This is a genomic window from Flavobacterium sp. PLA-1-15, from assembly GCF_049060005.1.
Taxonomy (GTDB): Bacteria; Bacteroidota; Bacteroidia; order Flavobacteriales; family Flavobacteriaceae; genus Flavobacterium.
The window spans coordinates 1-16,943 of sequence record NZ_JBMGQS010000007.1 but is presented as its reverse complement, the minus strand read 5'-3'; the positions used below and the strand labels follow the sequence as shown (position 1 = coordinate 16,943).

At 37.1% G+C, this 16,943-nt stretch carries 14 protein-coding genes; 7 read left to right on the top strand and 7 right to left on the bottom strand.

Annotation, left to right across the window (positions count from 1 at the left end; translation table 11 throughout):
* Window positions 1–46 precede the first annotated feature (46 nt).
* The 5 genes from mscL to ACI6PS_RS06585 all read right to left on the bottom strand — a co-directional run bounded on the left by mscL (window position 47) and on the right by ACI6PS_RS06585 (window position 4,313).
* Window positions 47–430, bottom strand: coding sequence for a large conductance mechanosensitive channel protein MscL (gene mscL / locus ACI6PS_RS06605; protein ID WP_421011761.1), 384 nt, complete (start codon window positions 428–430; stop codon window positions 47–49).
* 78 nt (window positions 431–508) lie between these two features.
* Window positions 509–2,950 (bottom strand): bifunctional UDP-N-acetylmuramoyl-tripeptide:D-alanyl-D-alanine ligase/alanine racemase, encoded by a 2,442-nt coding sequence (locus ACI6PS_RS06600; protein ID WP_421011760.1) that lies wholly within the window; start codon window positions 2,948–2,950, stop codon window positions 509–511.
* A 3-nt stretch (window positions 2,951–2,953) separates the two neighbouring features.
* Window positions 2,954–3,373 (bottom strand): type II toxin-antitoxin system VapC family toxin, encoded by a 420-nt coding sequence (locus ACI6PS_RS06595; RefSeq protein WP_421011759.1) that lies wholly within the window; start codon window positions 3,371–3,373, stop codon window positions 2,954–2,956.
* Entirely contained in the window at window positions 3,374–3,631 is a 258-nt protein-coding gene (locus ACI6PS_RS06590; protein ID WP_421011758.1) for a DUF6364 family protein, read from the bottom strand. It abuts the gene before it with no gap.
* Between the two features lie 94 nt (window positions 3,632–3,725).
* Window positions 3,726–4,313, bottom strand: a complete 588-nt coding sequence (locus ACI6PS_RS06585; RefSeq protein ID WP_421011757.1) for a thymidine kinase — start codon at window positions 4,311–4,313, stop codon at window positions 3,726–3,728.
* A gap of 101 nt (window positions 4,314–4,414) precedes the next feature.
* Between ACI6PS_RS06585 and ACI6PS_RS06580 the strand changes: the two genes are divergently transcribed.
* From ACI6PS_RS06580 to recJ, 5 genes are all read left to right on the top strand, one after another.
* Window positions 4,415–5,527, top strand: coding sequence for a hypothetical protein (locus ACI6PS_RS06580; RefSeq protein ID WP_421011756.1), 1,113 nt, complete (start codon window positions 4,415–4,417; stop codon window positions 5,525–5,527).
* A gap of 5 nt (window positions 5,528–5,532) precedes the next feature.
* Complete coding sequence (gene rsmI / locus ACI6PS_RS06575; protein WP_421011755.1) at window positions 5,533–6,210, top strand: 16S rRNA (cytidine(1402)-2'-O)-methyltransferase; 678 nt, start codon at window positions 5,533–5,535, stop codon at window positions 6,208–6,210.
* Window positions 6,211–6,261: 51 nt separating this feature from the next.
* A complete protein-coding gene (locus tag ACI6PS_RS06570; protein WP_421011754.1) occupies window positions 6,262–6,684 on the top strand; it encodes an OsmC family protein in 423 nt (140 codons plus the stop codon).
* Window positions 6,684–7,031 (top strand): HopJ type III effector protein, encoded by a 348-nt coding sequence (locus tag ACI6PS_RS06565; protein WP_421011753.1) that lies wholly within the window; start codon window positions 6,684–6,686, stop codon window positions 7,029–7,031. Before ACI6PS_RS06570 ends, ACI6PS_RS06565 begins: the two co-directional genes overlap by 1 nt.
* Before the next feature lie 117 nt (window positions 7,032–7,148).
* The gene (recJ, locus tag ACI6PS_RS06560) at window positions 7,149–8,846 is read left to right on the top strand and encodes a single-stranded-DNA-specific exonuclease RecJ (protein ID WP_421011752.1); all 1,698 of its coding nucleotides are present in this window, start codon (window positions 7,149–7,151) and stop codon (window positions 8,844–8,846) included.
* Between the two features lie 25 nt (window positions 8,847–8,871).
* On the opposite strand, the gene ACI6PS_RS06555 is transcribed toward recJ, so the two are convergent.
* Window positions 8,872–9,018, bottom strand: a complete 147-nt coding sequence (locus ACI6PS_RS06555; RefSeq protein WP_421011751.1) for a hypothetical protein — start codon at window positions 9,016–9,018, stop codon at window positions 8,872–8,874.
* A 96-nt stretch (window positions 9,019–9,114) separates the two neighbouring features.
* Here ACI6PS_RS06555 and ACI6PS_RS06550 point away from each other — a divergent pair, with 96 nt between their 5' ends.
* Window positions 9,115–9,471, top strand: coding sequence for a hypothetical protein (locus tag ACI6PS_RS06550; protein ID WP_421011750.1), 357 nt, complete (start codon window positions 9,115–9,117; stop codon window positions 9,469–9,471).
* Here ACI6PS_RS06550 and ACI6PS_RS06545 read toward each other — a convergent pair.
* The gene (locus tag ACI6PS_RS06545) at window positions 9,468–10,226 is read right to left on the bottom strand and encodes a UDP-2,3-diacylglucosamine diphosphatase (RefSeq protein ID WP_421011749.1); all 759 of its coding nucleotides are present in this window, start codon (window positions 10,224–10,226) and stop codon (window positions 9,468–9,470) included. The genes ACI6PS_RS06550 and ACI6PS_RS06545 overlap by 4 nt on opposite strands.
* A gap of 235 nt (window positions 10,227–10,461) precedes the next feature.
* On the opposite strand from ACI6PS_RS06545, the gene ACI6PS_RS06540 reads away from it, so the two are divergent.
* The coding region (locus ACI6PS_RS06540; RefSeq protein ID WP_421011748.1) for a choice-of-anchor L domain-containing protein at window positions 10,462–16,943 on the top strand (6,482 nt) is incomplete at its 3' end.

The following is a 16,943-nucleotide window of genomic DNA, read 5'->3' as shown; positions in this document are numbered from 1 at the left end:
TTGACGTGGTTTAGTTAGAATATATAATGCAGCGGTATTTATCTAATTATCTATTTTTCAGCGCATCACGAATTTCCATCAATAGTTTTTCCTCATTGGTTGGAGCAGGTGGCGCAGCAGGAGCGGCAGCTTCTTTCTTTCTTGAAGCATTGATTCCTTTGATTACAAGGAACAAAACGAATGCAACGATTAAAAAGTTAATAACGGCAGAAAGAAACATTCCGTATTTTACCGAACCAAAAATGGTAAGTTCTTCCAGTTTGGTAAGATTTGCAGCTTCTAAAGCTGGTTTTAGTAAAAGTGGTGTAATTACATCTTCTATAAAAGAAGTGACAATCTTGCTAAAAGCAGCTCCAATGATAACCCCGATTGCAAGGTCCACCACATTGCCTTTCATCGCAAAGGCTTTAAATTCTGAAATCATTCCCATAGTCTTAATTTTTGTTTAGTTAATTTTTGTTTGAGCTAAATTAAATAATTTTTTTAACATTTAAAATTTATGCAAAATTTATTCCCTGTAAAAAACCCTTTTTACCCTTTGGGATATGCTGGTCAGAATTTCATACGGAATTGTATGCGTTTTTTCTGCAATTAAATTCACGGTTGGACTTTCGCCGAAAATAATCACTTGGTCGCCTTCTTTGCAATTGATTTCGGAGCAATCTACCATCAGCATGTCCATGCAAATACTCCCTACAATAAACGCTTTCTGATTGTTTATGGTTACAAAACCAAGTCCGTTTCCCCAACTTCTCGAAATTCCATCGGCATAACCAATTGGGATTGTGGCAATTTTAGTGGTTTTGTTCGCCATAAATCTTCGGCCATAGCCAACACTTTCGCCTTCATTAATGGTTCTGATTTGGGAGATAATCGATTTCAACGTGCTTACATTTTCCAAATAATGTTGTTCTTCCGAATCATTGGAAATGCCGTAAAGTCCAATACCCAAACGAACCATGTCATATTGTGCTTCCGGAAAATTAGAAATTCCAGATGTATTCAAAATATGACGAATTGGTTGGATTTTCAATTCTTTCATCAATTTTGAAGATAGTTTTTCGAACAAATCAATCTGCGAAAGCGCAAATTCCTTGTGATTCAAATCGTCACTAGTTGCCATGTGCGACAAGATGCTTTTTACTTTTATCGAAGGCGTATTTTTTAAAGTAGCAATCAATTCTTCCAAATCATTTTCCTGAAAACCGAGTCGGTGCATTCCGGTGTCGAGTTTTATATGAACTGGATAATGATGTAATTTTTTCTGTTCGGTAATTTTCAAAAAGGCATTCAGGCCTTTTATCGAGTAAATCTCAGGTTCTAATTGATGCTGGATTATCGCAGGAAAGCTTGTATTTTCGGGATTCAAAACCATAATTTGTGTTGTGATTCCAGCCGTTTTTAGCGAAATTCCTTCATCGGCGAAAGCCACACCCAGATAATCAATTTTATGGTGTTCGAGCAATTTCGCAATTTCAAAACCGCCATTTCCGTACCCAAAAGCCTTTACCATCACCATTAATTTCGTTTCCGGATTTAATTTCGATTTAAAGAAATTCAGATTGTGGTTGATGGCGTTGAGGTTGATTTCCAAAACCGTTTCATGTGTTTTCTCTTCCAACAAAGCCACGATTTTTTCAAATTCAAACGTTCGTGCTCCTTTGATTAATATAGTTTCATTTCCGAAAGACAAACTATCAAAAGCATTGATAAAATCTTCAGTATTTTGAAAAGTGATGCTGTTCAGAAATTTATTTTTAAATTCAGAAATGGTACTTCCGATACCAATCACACGATTGATTTTATTCGAAATAATCAATTGCGAAACCTTTGCATATAATTCTTCCTTGTCTAAACCACTTTGGAAAATATCAGATAGAATCAACGTTTTTTTCTTGTGATGCTTTTGGCTTTCGAGAAAATCCAACGCAATTTTCAACGATTGAAAATCCGAGCTGTAACTGTCGTCAATCAAAGTCGAATTGTTAATGCCATTTTTGACTTTAAGTCGCATTTCGACAGGGAAAAGCAACTCCATTCGGTTTTCAATGGTTTTATGGTCGTAGCCAAAATGTAACAGCACCATCATACATTGGATGGCATTTTCAATCGAAGCATCGTCCAAAAATGGAATCTTGATTTCGAAATGATGGTCGCCAAAATCAATATGCAAAAGCGTCTTGTCGAGTATTGTTTTTTTAGAAATAAAAACATCTGCTTCCCTGTCTTTACAACTCCAGGTAAACGTTTTTACATTTTTAATAAAAGCATCAATCGTTTTGTTTTTGTTGTATATCAACACGTCAACATTCGGAAAAAGCTTGAGTTTTTCCTTTATTTTTTCGCCCAAATTCGAAAAACCTTCATCGTGAGCCGAACCAATATTGGTCAATAATCCGATAGTTGGTTTTATGATGGGTTCGAGTTTCTGCATCTCGTTGATGGTGGAAATTCCGGCTTCAAAAATTCCGAGATTGTGTTTTTCATTTATGGAAATAACCGAAAGCGGAACCCCAATTTGTGAATTGTAACTCTTTGGACTTCTAATGATATTGTAATCCGGACTCAATAAAAAATTCAACCATTCCTTGACGATGGTTTTTCCGTTGCTTCCCGTGATTCCAATTACAGGAAACGAATATAGATTTCGGTAAAAAACAGCAAATTGCTGTAAAGCTTCAGTAGTGTTTTTTACTTTTAAGAAATTAGCTTTGCTGTTTAAGCTTTCAGGAATATATGTCACAACAAAATTCTGAACACCTTTTGCAATAAGTTCTTCAAGATAAATATGAGCGTCGTTATTCGGGCCAACCAAAGCAAAAAACAAAGTTGATTGGTTGTTTTGCAACGAACGGCTGTCGATGGAAACATTGTCTATTTTAGAATCGGGATTAGTACCGTGGAATTCGGCTCCGATTTTAGGAATTATATTTTGGATGGAAAGTGCCAATTTTTATTTTTTATTAATGGATGAAAGAAATTCTTCGGCAGACAAAACTGGGATTTCTGATAGACTGAAATCCTTTGCGCTTCTAGTAATGATAATATCCGATTTTGATTTTAAAGCGGAATAATATTGGACGGCATCTTCAAAATCATTGAATTTTGAAAATAAGCTTTTGTCGATATTGCTTTCATCAACATCTGCAACTTCGCAAACAATTCTGAACTTTTTTAAAACTTCTGAAACCGATTTTTTATCAGTAATTTTAGACATTACATAGTGACAGGTTGCAAAAGAAAGTGACGAAACAGCCAATTGAATCTCATCATTTTCTTTCAGCATTATTATTTTCGCAACGGAATCGTAATATGGTTTTCTTTCGCAAAGCAAATCCAACATTACATTAGTGTCTAAAAATAGGCGTATCATTTATTTGTATTTTTCATTTAAATAATCGCCGTATTCTTTCTTATAATCCAAATCCGAAGGAACATTCGTTTTGATGGAAAGGCTTTTAACAAAATCAGAAATAGCGATTTCTTCTGTATCTTCTGTTTTTTCTTTTGAAGTTAGAAGTTGAAGATAAGATTCTATAATTCGCGACAAGCTTTTATTGTTTTTTGAAGCATATTCTTTTGCTTTCTCAACAATTTGTTTGTCAAACTTTAAGGTCAATTTTGCATCCATAAGACAGAAGAATGATGTTGTACGTACAAATATAATAAATTTGTTCGTACAAATATAAAATTGAATAAATTTGTTGATTATATTGAAGTAGGAATTACTCTTGGTTTTTTTTCATTGCATTGAAATAAGCGGCACGGCTTAAGGGCTCGTATTCTTCCGTTTCGCCAAGCATAACCAATTTGTCGCTATCGGTTTTTCTAAAACTATAATTGGCTAAATTTCCCGTTCGGGTACAAACGGCGTGAACTTTGGTAACATATTCGGCAGTTGCCATCAAGGCAGGCATTGGTCCGAAAGGATTTCCTTTAAAATCCATATCGAGTCCGGCTACGATAACGCGTATACCTGAATTGGCCAAATCATTACAAATGGATACAATTTCATCATCAAAAAACTGCGCTTCATCAATTCCAACTACATCACATCCTTGTGCCAAAATTCGAATGTTTGCGGCAGCGGGAACAGGAGTCGAGCGGATTTCGTTTGTATCATGTGAAACAATCATCTCATCATGGTAACGGGTGTCGATAGAAGGCTTGAAAATTTCAACTTTTTGTTTGGCAAATTGAGCCCTTTTCAGCCTTCGAATGAGTTCCTCGGTTTTACCCGAAAACATCGAACCGCAGATTACTTCAATCCATCCAAATTGTTCTTTATGATTTACTGTATTTTCGAGAAACATTTTGTATTTTTCAGCCTTAAAAAGGATTAGTTTTTTTTACTTTGTAACGATAACAAAAATATTAAAAAAGACACGCCTTATTCACTATAATTTTAAAAGTTATGAAAAAAAAGTTGGAAGCCGAATTAATCAGCATCGCACACAGAATTTTAAAGCTTAAAAACAAATCGGAACTGGTGCAACTGCATCAGGAAACGCAAAAGCTGTATGAGAAATTATCAGTTTTAAGGTTTGTAGAAGAAAATTTCGGAGAGGCGAAACCAACTATCGGATACAAGGAAGTGGAAGAGAAATTGGAAGCGACTTTTGAGGAAAAAGAAGAGGTTGTAGTGGAAGAAACACCATCAAACGAGGAAGTTGAAGAAACGACTGTAGCCGAAACTCCAGAGGAAAATGTATCTGAGGCGGAAGAAGAAGTGACGGAGGAAAATGAAGTGGAGGAAGAAACTACCGATGAAGCAACAGAAGAAGAGTTAACGGAAGAGAAAGAAGCAGAAGAAACAGTTGAAGTTGCCGAAGAAGAAACTCCAGAAGAAGAAGTTTCGGATGTTGAAAAAGAGGCTGTAGCCGAAAGCGAAGACGAAGAGGAGCCAGTTGCGGTTGAAAAAGAAGAAGAACCTTCAGTTGAAGAAGAGGAAGAAGAAACTCCAGCAGAAAGCAAATCAGAAGAGAAAAAAGAAGATTTATTTGTACCCACTTTTGAATTGGCTTTTGATAAAAAAGACGAAGTTGAAGAAGTTGCGAAAGAATCGGGACACCAGATTATTTTTGAAGATTTCTTAGGTTCTGATTATAAAGAATTGGAATTCATAAAGGCTGAAATCGAGAAGAAGCATGAGGAAGGACCAGAACCTGTAAAGGCTGAAGTGGTAGAAGAAATCGAAGAATTCAAAGAAGTTCAAGAAGCTCCAGAAAAAGAAGAAGTCGAAGAACCAGCTAAAAGAGAATTTCCTGAGGCTCCTCAATACGATGGCATCAAGATTACAAAAGGAATCACATTCGGGTTGAACGACAAGGTTGGGTTTGTAAGCCAGCTTTTTGCCGGAAGCAACGAAGATTTCAATAGAGTAATTTCGCAATTGAACACCTTCAACACGTTTCAAGATGCCAAAAATTTTATTGAAGATTTGGTAAAACCAGATTACAATGACTGGAAAGGAAAAGAAGATTTTGAAACACGTTTTCTTGAAGTTGTAGAGCAAAAGTTTAAATAAGATAAATGTCAAAATTATACATTGTTCCAACACCAATCGGAAACCTCGAAGACATGACTTTTCGTGCGATTCGGGTTTTGAAAGAAGTCGATTTGATTTTAGCAGAAGATACCCGAACCAGCGGAAAATTGCTAAAGCATTTCGAAATCGGAACGCACATGCACAGCCATCACATGCACAACGAGCACAAGACGGTTGAGAATTTAATTTCCAGATTAAAAGCCGGTGAGACCATTGCCTTAATTTCAGACGCAGGAACTCCGGCGATTTCCGACCCTGGATTTTTGCTCACAAGGGCTTGTGTTGAAAATAATATTACAGTTGAATGTTTGCCAGGTGCAACCGCATTTGTTCCCGCTTTGGTCAATAGCGGTTTGCCAAACGACCGATTTATTTTCGAAGGATTTCTTCCTGAAAAGAAAGGAAGACAAACGAGATATTTGGCTTTAGCCGAAGAAATGAGAACGATGATCTTATACGTTTCGCCTCATAAATTGGTAAAAACCTTGGCGGAATTTATCACCTATTTTGGCGAAGACCGACAAGTTTGTGTTTCAAGAGAATTATCAAAACTGCACGAGGAAAACGTTCGAGGAACAGCAACAGAAGTTTTGAAACACTTCGAAGCAAAACCACCAAAAGGTGAAATTGTGGTTGTGGTTGCTGGGAAATCGACGAAATAAATTTGCGAAGATTTTAATCTTTAAATTTTAAATCCTTCAATCTTTAAATTTATGAACACACATCAAGTATATACAAAATGGCTCGGAAATATGACTTTCGAAGCTACAAACCCGGGCGGAATCATAAAGATGGATTCGGATACTGAGTTTGGTGGAAACAACGATTGTTTGCGACCAAAATCGATGATGCTGGCTTCATTAGCGGGTTGTACGGGAATTGACATTGCTTCGTTGGTTGAAAAAATGAGAGCTGAAATTGATACTTTTACCATTGATGTCGAAGGCGATTTGACCGAGGAGCATCCAAAATTTTACCATACCGTTCGTGTAAATTATAATTTCTTTGGAACGGATTTAGACGAAGCAAAACTTCATAAAATCGTTTATCTTTCGGTAGATAAATATTGTGGCGTGATGGAAATGTTCCGTCAATTTGCAAAAGTGGAAGTGAACATTAATTATTCGAAATCATAATGACCATTACAGCTTTTTTAGAACAACTTCAAGCAAATCCAAAATCAATAACCTTTCAAGAAACAATACAGGTTATTGAAGCAAATTATGAATTTACACCAACTGCTTTCCAAAACGGTAATCAAAATAATAATGTAGGAGAAAATAATGGCTCTTGTAAAATATTTGCTTTCGCGAAATTGAACAATCTTTCAAAAGAAGCAACATTGGCTTGTTTCGGAGCTTATTATTTTAAAGATGTTCTGCAAAATCCTGAAGCAACCGACCATCAAAATATTCGAAATTTTATGCAATTTGGTTGGGATGGAATTCAATTTGAAGAAGAAGCATTGGTTTTAAACCATTAAGCAATTAAAAAAGATTAAGGCATTGTTAGCTTAATGAAACTTAATTCCTTAATGGTTCAAATTCAAAAAATAAATAATTGTAATAATAAATATTTAATTTTTAAAAGCCATACAAAAATGCGTTGGACAATCAAACCAAAACCAGAAGCAAGCCAAATAAAAAGCTTGGCTCAAACGCTAAATGTTGAAGAAAACATTGCTTCACTTTTACTGCAACGTGGTATCGAAACCTATGAAGATGCCCGAAAATTTTTCCGACCTTCCTTAGATGATTTGCACGACCCGTATCTGATGAAAGATATGGATTTGGCGGTTTCAAGAATTGAAAAAGCCATCGAAAACGATGAAAACATTATGGTTTTCGGTGATTATGACGTCGATGGAACGACAGCCGTTTCGCTCGTTGCTTCCTATTTGAAATCCTATTATCTGAATGTTGCCACTTACATTCCCGACCGTTACGACGAAGGTTATGGTGTTTCCTTCAAAGGAATCGATTATGCCGATGATAATGGAATTTCATTGATAATTGCCTTGGATTGCGGTATAAAATCAATCGAACATGTGGCTTACGCCAAAGAACGAAACATCGATTTCATCATTTGTGACCACCACCGCCCGGGAGAATTTCTTCCAGAAGCCGTAGCCGTTTTAGATCCCAAGAGACAGGATTGCAACTATCCGTATGATGAATTATGCGGTTGCGGAATTGGTTTCAAACTGATTCAGGCATTGGGCAAAAACAAAGGGGAAACCATTGAAGAGGTGTTGCCTTATTTGGATTTGGTTGCAACAGCAATCGCAGCCGATATTGTTCCGATGACGGGAGAAAACAGGATTCTCGCAAAGTTCGGACTCGAAGTCATAAACTCCAATCCGCGTCCGGGAATCAAGGCATTGATCCATCAAGTGAAGAAAAAAGTTTTGGATATTACCGATGTGGTTTTCATCATCGCACCAAGAATCAACGCTGCAGGGAGAATCAAACACGGCAATCATGCGGTTGAATTGCTGTCGGAATTCGATTTTGAACAAGCCGTTCAATTTGCTTCCGAAATCGAAAAATACAATGTCGACAGAAAAGAACTCGACAAGCAAATAACGATTGAAGCCTTAAACCAAATCATTGAAAAGGATGAAGCTGAACGTTTTTCAACAGTAGTTTACCATGAAAATTGGCACAAAGGCGTCATCGGAATCGTAGCTTCAAGACTTATCGAAACCTATTACCGCCCAACTTTGGTCTTCACAAAAAGTGGCGATAAATTGGCTGCTTCGGCTCGTTCCGTAAAAGGTTTTGATGTCTACAATGCGCTTGAAGCTTGCTCGGAACGTCTAGAGCAATTTGGCGGACACATGTATGCTGCTGGTTTGACTTTAAAGGAGGAAAATTATCAAGATTTCAAGAATGCTTTCGAAAAAATCGTAAAAGAGACCATTCAAGAAGAGTCGCTAGTGCCAGAAGTATTGATTGATGCCGAACTAAACTTTTCTGACATAACTCCAAAATTCATCAGAATACTCAAACAGTTTGAGCCTTTTGGACCGCAAAATATGACACCCGTTTTCATTTCCAAAAGCGTAATCGATACTGGATTTGGTAAAAAAATCGGTCAGGCCGAAGAGCATATCCGGCTTTTTATCAAGCAAAATAATTCGGAAGGAATTGCCGGAATTGGTTTCGGACTTGGAAATAAATTGGAAATTACGACTCATCGCCAACCGTTTCAAGCCGTTTATTGCATCGATGAAAACGAATGGAACGGCAACGTTACGCTTCAACTTCGTCTAAAAGACATTAAAGAGGATAATTAATTTCAAGAGCTTTTCTTGCTGTACATTACAATCTTTCACTTGAAAATGGTTTTTTGCAAGATACAAAAGGAGCTTCCGTTGGTCGCTCTTTTCTATCAGCAAAAAATACATTTTCAAGCAAAAGGATTTTCATTTCCATCAGGCTAGCTTCGCCATTGGAATCAGAATTCATCAAATAAAATTTCCGCAAAATTTATACTTTAACAATTCTATTTAGAATGAGTATAAATAAAATAGTATATTTGTTTCAAATTAGCCCTTAAGTTATATGAAAGGAATTGAGCAAATTTATTACAACGACTTCGGAATGTCTTTTTATTGGAAAGAGCGAAATGTAGTGAAATCAGAGAAAATACAATTGGTTTTCAAGGAAACCGGTTTCTATTTTACGGTTCCGGAATTGAAGCATTTTGTGACCTTAATTGAAGAAAGTGCTAGACGAAACGGATGCTGTGAAAACTGCGAAATGAAGCATCGTTGTGCGAAATTCTTGCTCAAAACGCCAGTTTCACAAATAGATTTGGCCGTTTCTATGAAGGAACTCGACTCAATAAAAGACCTTGTGGAAGGCACTTTATTCAAAATAAAACTAGAAGAATATATTTATGGAGTGGGTATGAACTAATTTTTGTATTCCTTCAGTTCAAAGTTTTCGCCATCAAAAACACCATAGGTAAAATAACCAATCCAATCACCGAGATTTACATATTCTGAGTTTTCTCCAACCGTAAGCTTCATCGGCAAATGACGGTGTCCAAAAATAAAGTAATTATAATGCTTCGTTTCGAGCTTTCGTTTGGCATAAAGAACCAACCATTCGTTTTCTTCTCCTAAGAATTTCACATCTGTATCGCCCGAAATCAACTTGTTTTTAACCGAAAGATATTGCGCCAAAGTAACGCCAATATCTGGATGTAGCCATCTGTACAGCCATTTTGAGAATGGAGCGGTAAACACTTTTTTCATTCTTTTATACCCCTTGTCGCCCGGGCCTTTTCCATCACCGTGACCAATCAGGAAGGTTTTATTTCCAAAAATAAATTCTTTATTATCGTGGTAAACCGGAATGTTCAATTCCTTTTCAAAATAATCGGACATCCACAAATCGTGGTTGCCAACAAAGAAATAAATCGGAATCCCACTATCGCGAATTTCAGCCAACTTTCCTAAAACCCGCACAAAACCTTTTGGAACAACAGTTTTATATTCAAACCAAAAATCAAATAAATCGCCCAATAAAAAAATAGCTTCGGCATCCACTTTAATTTCATCCAGCCATTTCACGAAACGTTTTTCTCTTGGAAAACTCATTTCGGCTGTAGGCGCTCCAAAGTGTTGATCGGATGCGAAGTAAATTTTTTTGTTCGGAAATGCTTGCATTATTTATTTTTTGAGAATTCAAATATATGAAATGTTGAAAACATATGTTTACATACTTGCTGTTTAATAAAAATGTAATGAATTTTAACAAGATATTTTCTTAAGACATATTTATCTTAACAATTAGAAATTAATTAGTTAAATAAATGTTTTTGCGCATATTAATCTTAATTTTTGTTAAATTTGGAAATTCTTAAACTACGAAACTATATTAAACTACCTAAATTTTCATTTTATGAAAAAAATTACATTTTTATTATTAACTTTTTTGTTTTCCCTGTATGGGTTTTCGCAAGGATTCCCACAGAATTTTGACGAAATAACGCCCTATCCAAGCGGTCTTCCTACGAATTGGATGAGAGCGGACAACGGTGTGGGTATGGCCCAAAGTTGGAGGTTGGTTAATGCCGCAGCAACAACTGTCAACGGGACCCAATCTATGTTTATTGGAACTGAAGAAATTGGACAAAACAATACTTCTAGGGATTTCTTGATCACCCATCTCGTAACAGTTCCTGAAAATGGACAGTTGCGTTTTCAGGCCCATCAGGCCATCAGTGGTAACCAAGGAACTATTTATGAAGTTCGATATTCTACGGATGTGGCCAATCAAGGAGATATTTCGCAATATCAATTATTAGAAGATTGGACAGAGCCGGAAATGAATGTGGTTTTTGATAGTTTTGAGGAAAAGATTGTCAATCTTACTCCAACTTTAACCGCTGGTCAGCAAGTATATATAGCTTTTGTTAGGGTTCATACTCAAACTACTATTGGAATGGGTGGTGACAGATGGATAATTGATGATGTTAATGTAACAGAAAAATGCTTTAGTCCTTCTGGACTTGATGTCCCTACTATAGCTTCAGAATCGGCATTACTTTCATGGTTGCATCAAGGAACAGCTATTAATTTTCAATATGCTGTGGTTCCTGCAACCGCTTCTCAGCCTGGGGATGACAGCCCATTAGTTATGGATACTTCAAGTAGTGCAACTAGTTTTACTGCAACTGGATTAATTCCAGGGATGGATTATAAATACTATGTGAGGGCAGAATGTGATGATGATGTATTCAGTGATTGGGCAGGTCCTTTTTTCTTTAGCACATACGCTTTCGGAACAGTATGTACTGATCCTATAACCGTAACATCACTTCCTTATGAAACAGACGCTAACACAGGAGATTTTCTTAATCTTATTACGGCTTCCCAAGGAACAGGTTGTGGCGCTTTACCAACGGGCACAAACTATCTAGCAGGTAATGATGTTATCTATAAATTTGTTGCCCCAACAGCTGGATTGATTAGTATTAAATTGACTCCAGGTGCCGCAAGAACATCTGTTTTTGTATATAATGAATGTTCAGACATTAGTGTCAGCTGTTTGGCTGGTGTTGCAAATACAAATTCAGATGTAAGACTCATAGATGACTTTCCAGTAGTTGCAGGAGAAGATTATTATATCGTAGTTTCTTCGGCTTCTCAAACACCTACATTCGCTTATAATCTTATCATACAATATGAAAATTGTGAAATGCCTACAGGTTTAGGTTTTGATCAAGCAAATGCAACTTTAGATGGAGGAAATGCCTCTTGGACAGAAGTTGAAACAGCTACTACATGGCAAGTTGCCGTGCAAGATGCGGGCCAGCCAATACCAAATGGCCCTGGTACCTATATTGAATTTATTGACAATGATGGAGTGGCTGGAATGCCATTAACAGGATTACAAACTGCACATCTTTATCAATATTGGGTGCGTTCTGAATGTTCACCTGGAGTTTACAGTGCATGGGCAGGACCATTTGTATTTAATACTGCCATTTGTGCTCCTGAAGACCAGTGTACATATACTTTTAGAATGACCGATTCTGCGAATAATGGTTGGAACGGTGCTAGAATGCAAATTAGACAAAATGGAATTGTTCTTCCGGTAGTTCCAGCATCAACACCAGTAAACACAATTGGTGGAACATTTACTGGCGGAGGTGGTCCAGTTGACATAACAGTAACAATGTGTGACAACGTCCCATTTGATGTATTCTGGTTAACTGCAGGTAGTCAACCACAACAATGTATCCTTTCGATAATCAATTCATTCGGACAAACTATTTTTACAAAACCTGCTGGAACTGGTACTCCTGGATCTGTAGTATATAATGGTATAGTAGAATGTGATACGCCACGATGTGATATTGCACCAACCGCAGTAAACACAACATTCGTCACAACAATCGGAGCAACCGTAAATTGGACAGCTCCAGGAACGGAGAATGTTGGATATGAAATTTATTATGTTCTTTCAGGCCAACCAGCACCAGATGCATTGTCAACTCCAATGGCATCAGGAGTGAATGGATCATCGACTCCTTTCTCTCACACTATTCCAAACGGTTTATTGGCAGATACATTATATGATGTATATGTGAGAGTAGTATGTAACACACCAAACAATTCACCTTGGTCGGCTGTTCATACTTTTATTACATTACCTACATGTCCAAAACCAATCAACCAATCGGTTACAGAAACAAGTATTACATTAAACAGTGCTGAACTAAAGTGGGAAGAAGGTGGAGTTGCAACAGAGTGGGAAGTTTTATTATTAAAAGCAGGACCTCAGGCTCAGGCTCCAGCAGCTCCGGGCGTGGTTCCAGTTGTTACATCTGGAGACAGATATTACCCTGGATTAACAGGAGCACTTTCTCTAACACCAACAGATCTTGATCCTGCTACAATTTATTACTATTATGTAAGAGCAGTGTGTGGTGGAAATGATCCAAGTACATGGACAGGCCCTATAGTATTCAATACCGTTACATGTGCGGATACAGATAAATGTCTTTACAGATTCAAATTGACAACTGCAACCGGTAATAGCTGGAACAATGCAAGAATGGAGGTTCGCCAAAACGGAATCGTTGTTAAAACATTAGGAGCTTCTTTAATCAATAACGCCAATGGTGTTGAGGTTTTACTTTGTACTGATGTTCCAATTGATTTGTATTGGAGCGTAGCAGGTAGCAACCCGCAAAACATTGGTGTATCCATCCAAAGCCCGTTTACGGATATTATTTATACAAAACTGCCTGGCGAGGGAACTCCCCTTACGGTTTTATATTCAGACGATATATTAGGACATTGTACGCCTCCAACTTGTCCTAAACCAACAAATCTTTTAGTAGAGAATATTACCCAAACTACTGCCCAACTTAGTTGGACAGCTGGCGGATCAGAACAACAGTGGGAAGTTTATGCAGTACCATCAGTAGGAGCAATACCTCCTGTTAATTATACTCCTTTAAACACCGGTGTTCCTGGCTATTATCTAACAGATGTAAACGAAAACCCATACATCATTGAAGACTTAACACCTGGAACTGCCTATATCTATTATGTAAGAGCAATTTGTTCTCCAACAGATATCAGTACTTGGACAATCTTAAATCCTAAATCATTTATTACAAAACCTGTAAATGACGAATGTAGCGCGGCAACTCAAGTTCCTGTAAATCCAACTAGAGTTTGTGCAGATTCTGTTACTGGAAATACATTAGGAGGAACACTCTCAACTCAAGGAACAACTTGTAGTGGAGGTAAAGATGATGATATTTGGTACAGCTTTGTGGCTACTTCAAATATCCATATCATTACTTTTAGTAATATTGTTGGAACTTCAACAGACATTAATCATGTTCTATACGAAGGAACAGATTGTGATAATCTGGTACAACTTTATTGCAGTGATCCGAATGTTAGTATTGCAAACAATTTAACAATCAATACAACCTACAAAATAAGAGTATTTTCTAAAGAAACAAGTACAGCAACCAATCCAAGAAACAGCTCTTTTACTTTATGTATCACTACTCCTGCCCCAGTTACCAATGACGAATGTTCTACGGCGATTGTTGCAACTGTTAACGACGGATTGGTATGTAATACAGTAACTCCTGGAGCTATTACTGGTGCAACAGCTTCTCCACAGTCGAGCAGCTGTGCGGGAGCAGAAGATGATGACGTTTGGTTTAAATTTGTTGCAACCAGTCCTAAACACATCATCGATCTAAAAAATGTTGTAGGAAGTTTAAGTGATGATCTTAATCATTCATTATACGGAGGCGTTGATTGCAACAGCTTAGTATTAGAATACTGTAGCGCTGATAATCAAAGTATTGCAGATGGATTGACTGTTGGAAATACATATATAATAAGAGTTTGGTCAGCAGCAAGTACGCTTCAAGACATAACATTTGATTTATGCATAGGCACAATCTTGCCTCCAATCACAGTAAGCACCAGTTTATATACCAAAGAACAGTTGGTAACCGATATTCTTATCAAATCAGAATGTGCAACGGTAACTAATATCACTTATTCAACAGGTACAACTGCAACTACAAACGGAATTGGATATTTCAATAAAGATCAGTCAGATTTCCCATTCGAAGATGGTATTGTCCTTACTTGTGGTAGCGCAATGGCTGCTCCAGGACCAAATAACAGTGTACTTTCTAACGGTGGTCTTGGCGGAGACGCAGATTTATCTGCAATTTTAGCAGCACAAGACCCTCCTATTACTGGAACTTTAGCAAATGCCACCTCTTTAGAATTTGATTTCGTAGCACTGCAAGATTTTATCAATTTTGATTTTATTTTTGCTTCTGAAGAATACGGAACTTATCAGTGTGATTATAGTGATGCTTTTGCTTTTATACTAACAGATGTAACAGCAGGTACAGCTCCTATAAACTTAGCCGTTATCCCTGGTACTACAATTCCAGTTTCAGTACTTAACATTCGAGATGGACAATATAATTCTCAATGTGAATCACAAAATGTAGAGCATTTTGAAAATTATTATGCTAATGAGGCGGGAGAAATTGGAGCAAATATCAATTTCAATGGTGTTACGCGTCCTTTAACTGCTACTACATTAGGGATTTACACAATGATTCCAGGAAACACCTATCATATTAAGATGGTAATTGCAGATTATGGTCCTTTCGGAGAAGATACTTCGTTGGATTCTGCGGTATTCCTAAAAGGAGGAAGTTTTGACATCGGTAATATAGAACTTCCAGAAGATTTCTTAGTTTCTGAAGGAACTGCGATTTGTGAAGGTGATGTTGTAACATTGGATTCAGGTTTAAACCCAACTTTGTATAATATCGAATGGTTCCTAAACGACAGTACTGAACCTATTCCAGGCGAAACACAACCTGTTTTACTTGTAACGCAACAAGGAACATATAAAATTCAATCAACCTTCATAGGAACTGATTGTGTTACTGAAGATTCAGTTATCGTAGAATACTTTATTGATGAAAATGCAGTAACTCCAAATGACTTAGTACTATGTGATGCTTCAGGAAATGGAATATTCAACTTAGAGGCTACGAGAGTACAGATTTTATCTCCTTTTGCACCTGCTACGCACGAAGCTATCTATTTCTTGACAATAGAAGATGCTGAAAACAATGTTTTGGAAAATGCTATTCCGGTTGAAGATTTGGAAGAATTCCCAGGAACAAACGGTCAAACTATTTATGTAAGGGTAAATTACTTAGGAACTTCATGTTTCCAAGTGGTTGATTTTGATTTGATTGTTCAAGACCTTACGCCTCAATTTACATTATTAGGTTCAAAAGAAATTTGTCCAGAAGGAACCACAACGATCACAGTTTCTCCAACAAACAATAATTTTGATCCAGCTCTAGTAAGTTATACTTGGACATTTGGCACAGATACACTTGCCGAAACTTCAGGTTCATTAACAATCAATGGAGAAGCAGGATATGGTACTTATACAGTAACCGTAAACAATTCAGGTTGTATTGCTACTCAAACATTTGAAATTACAAATGCAAACACAACTTGGATCTTCGACTTGACAGCTCCAGCTGATTTATGTCCAGATGAAACTGGAACACTCTCTGTGAATGTTACAAATAATCCAAACGGATTGCCAGTTACTTATACATTTACTTTGGTAGATGGAAGCGAAGTAGTTTCAACGACTAATTCAACAACTATTGATGCTCCAGGAACCTATTCAGTAATGGTAGATATTCAAGGCTGTATCAGTGGTCCAGAAACAATTACTGTTGGAGAAAGTGTAGCAAATTGGCAAATAGCGTTCGATGGTGAACCTTACGTGATATGCCCAGGTCAGAACGTAACTTTATCATTCACGCCTACCAATTTTGATATAAACAATCCTGACGCAACCTACACATGGACTACTCCAAGTGGTGTTGAAGGTCAAGGAGCAACTTTTACAGCTAACGAAGTTGGTACTTATACTTTAGAAGTTGATATTCTAGGATGTATATCTTCATTCCAAACAGATGTAGATGAAAATACAACTTCAATACAAGTTGAATTTGAGCAAGGATGTGATTCAAATAATTACAAACTTGTCGCAATACCATCGAATGGATCGTTTGACCCTCTTACATCAACTTATGTTTGGTCAGCATCAAATAATGCGGTTTTCGAGAATACAGCTGAGGGTAATACAATCATCTTGAAATCTCCAGGAACATTTACCGTAACGGTAACCACTGCAGATGGATGTTCTGTAAGCGAACCTATAACGGTTGCCAATACTTCTTGTAAAATCCAAAAAGGTATCTCCCCAGACGGCAACGACAAGAACGACAGTTTTGACCTGACAGGATACAATGTAAGGGAGATCAGCATCTTCAACCGCTA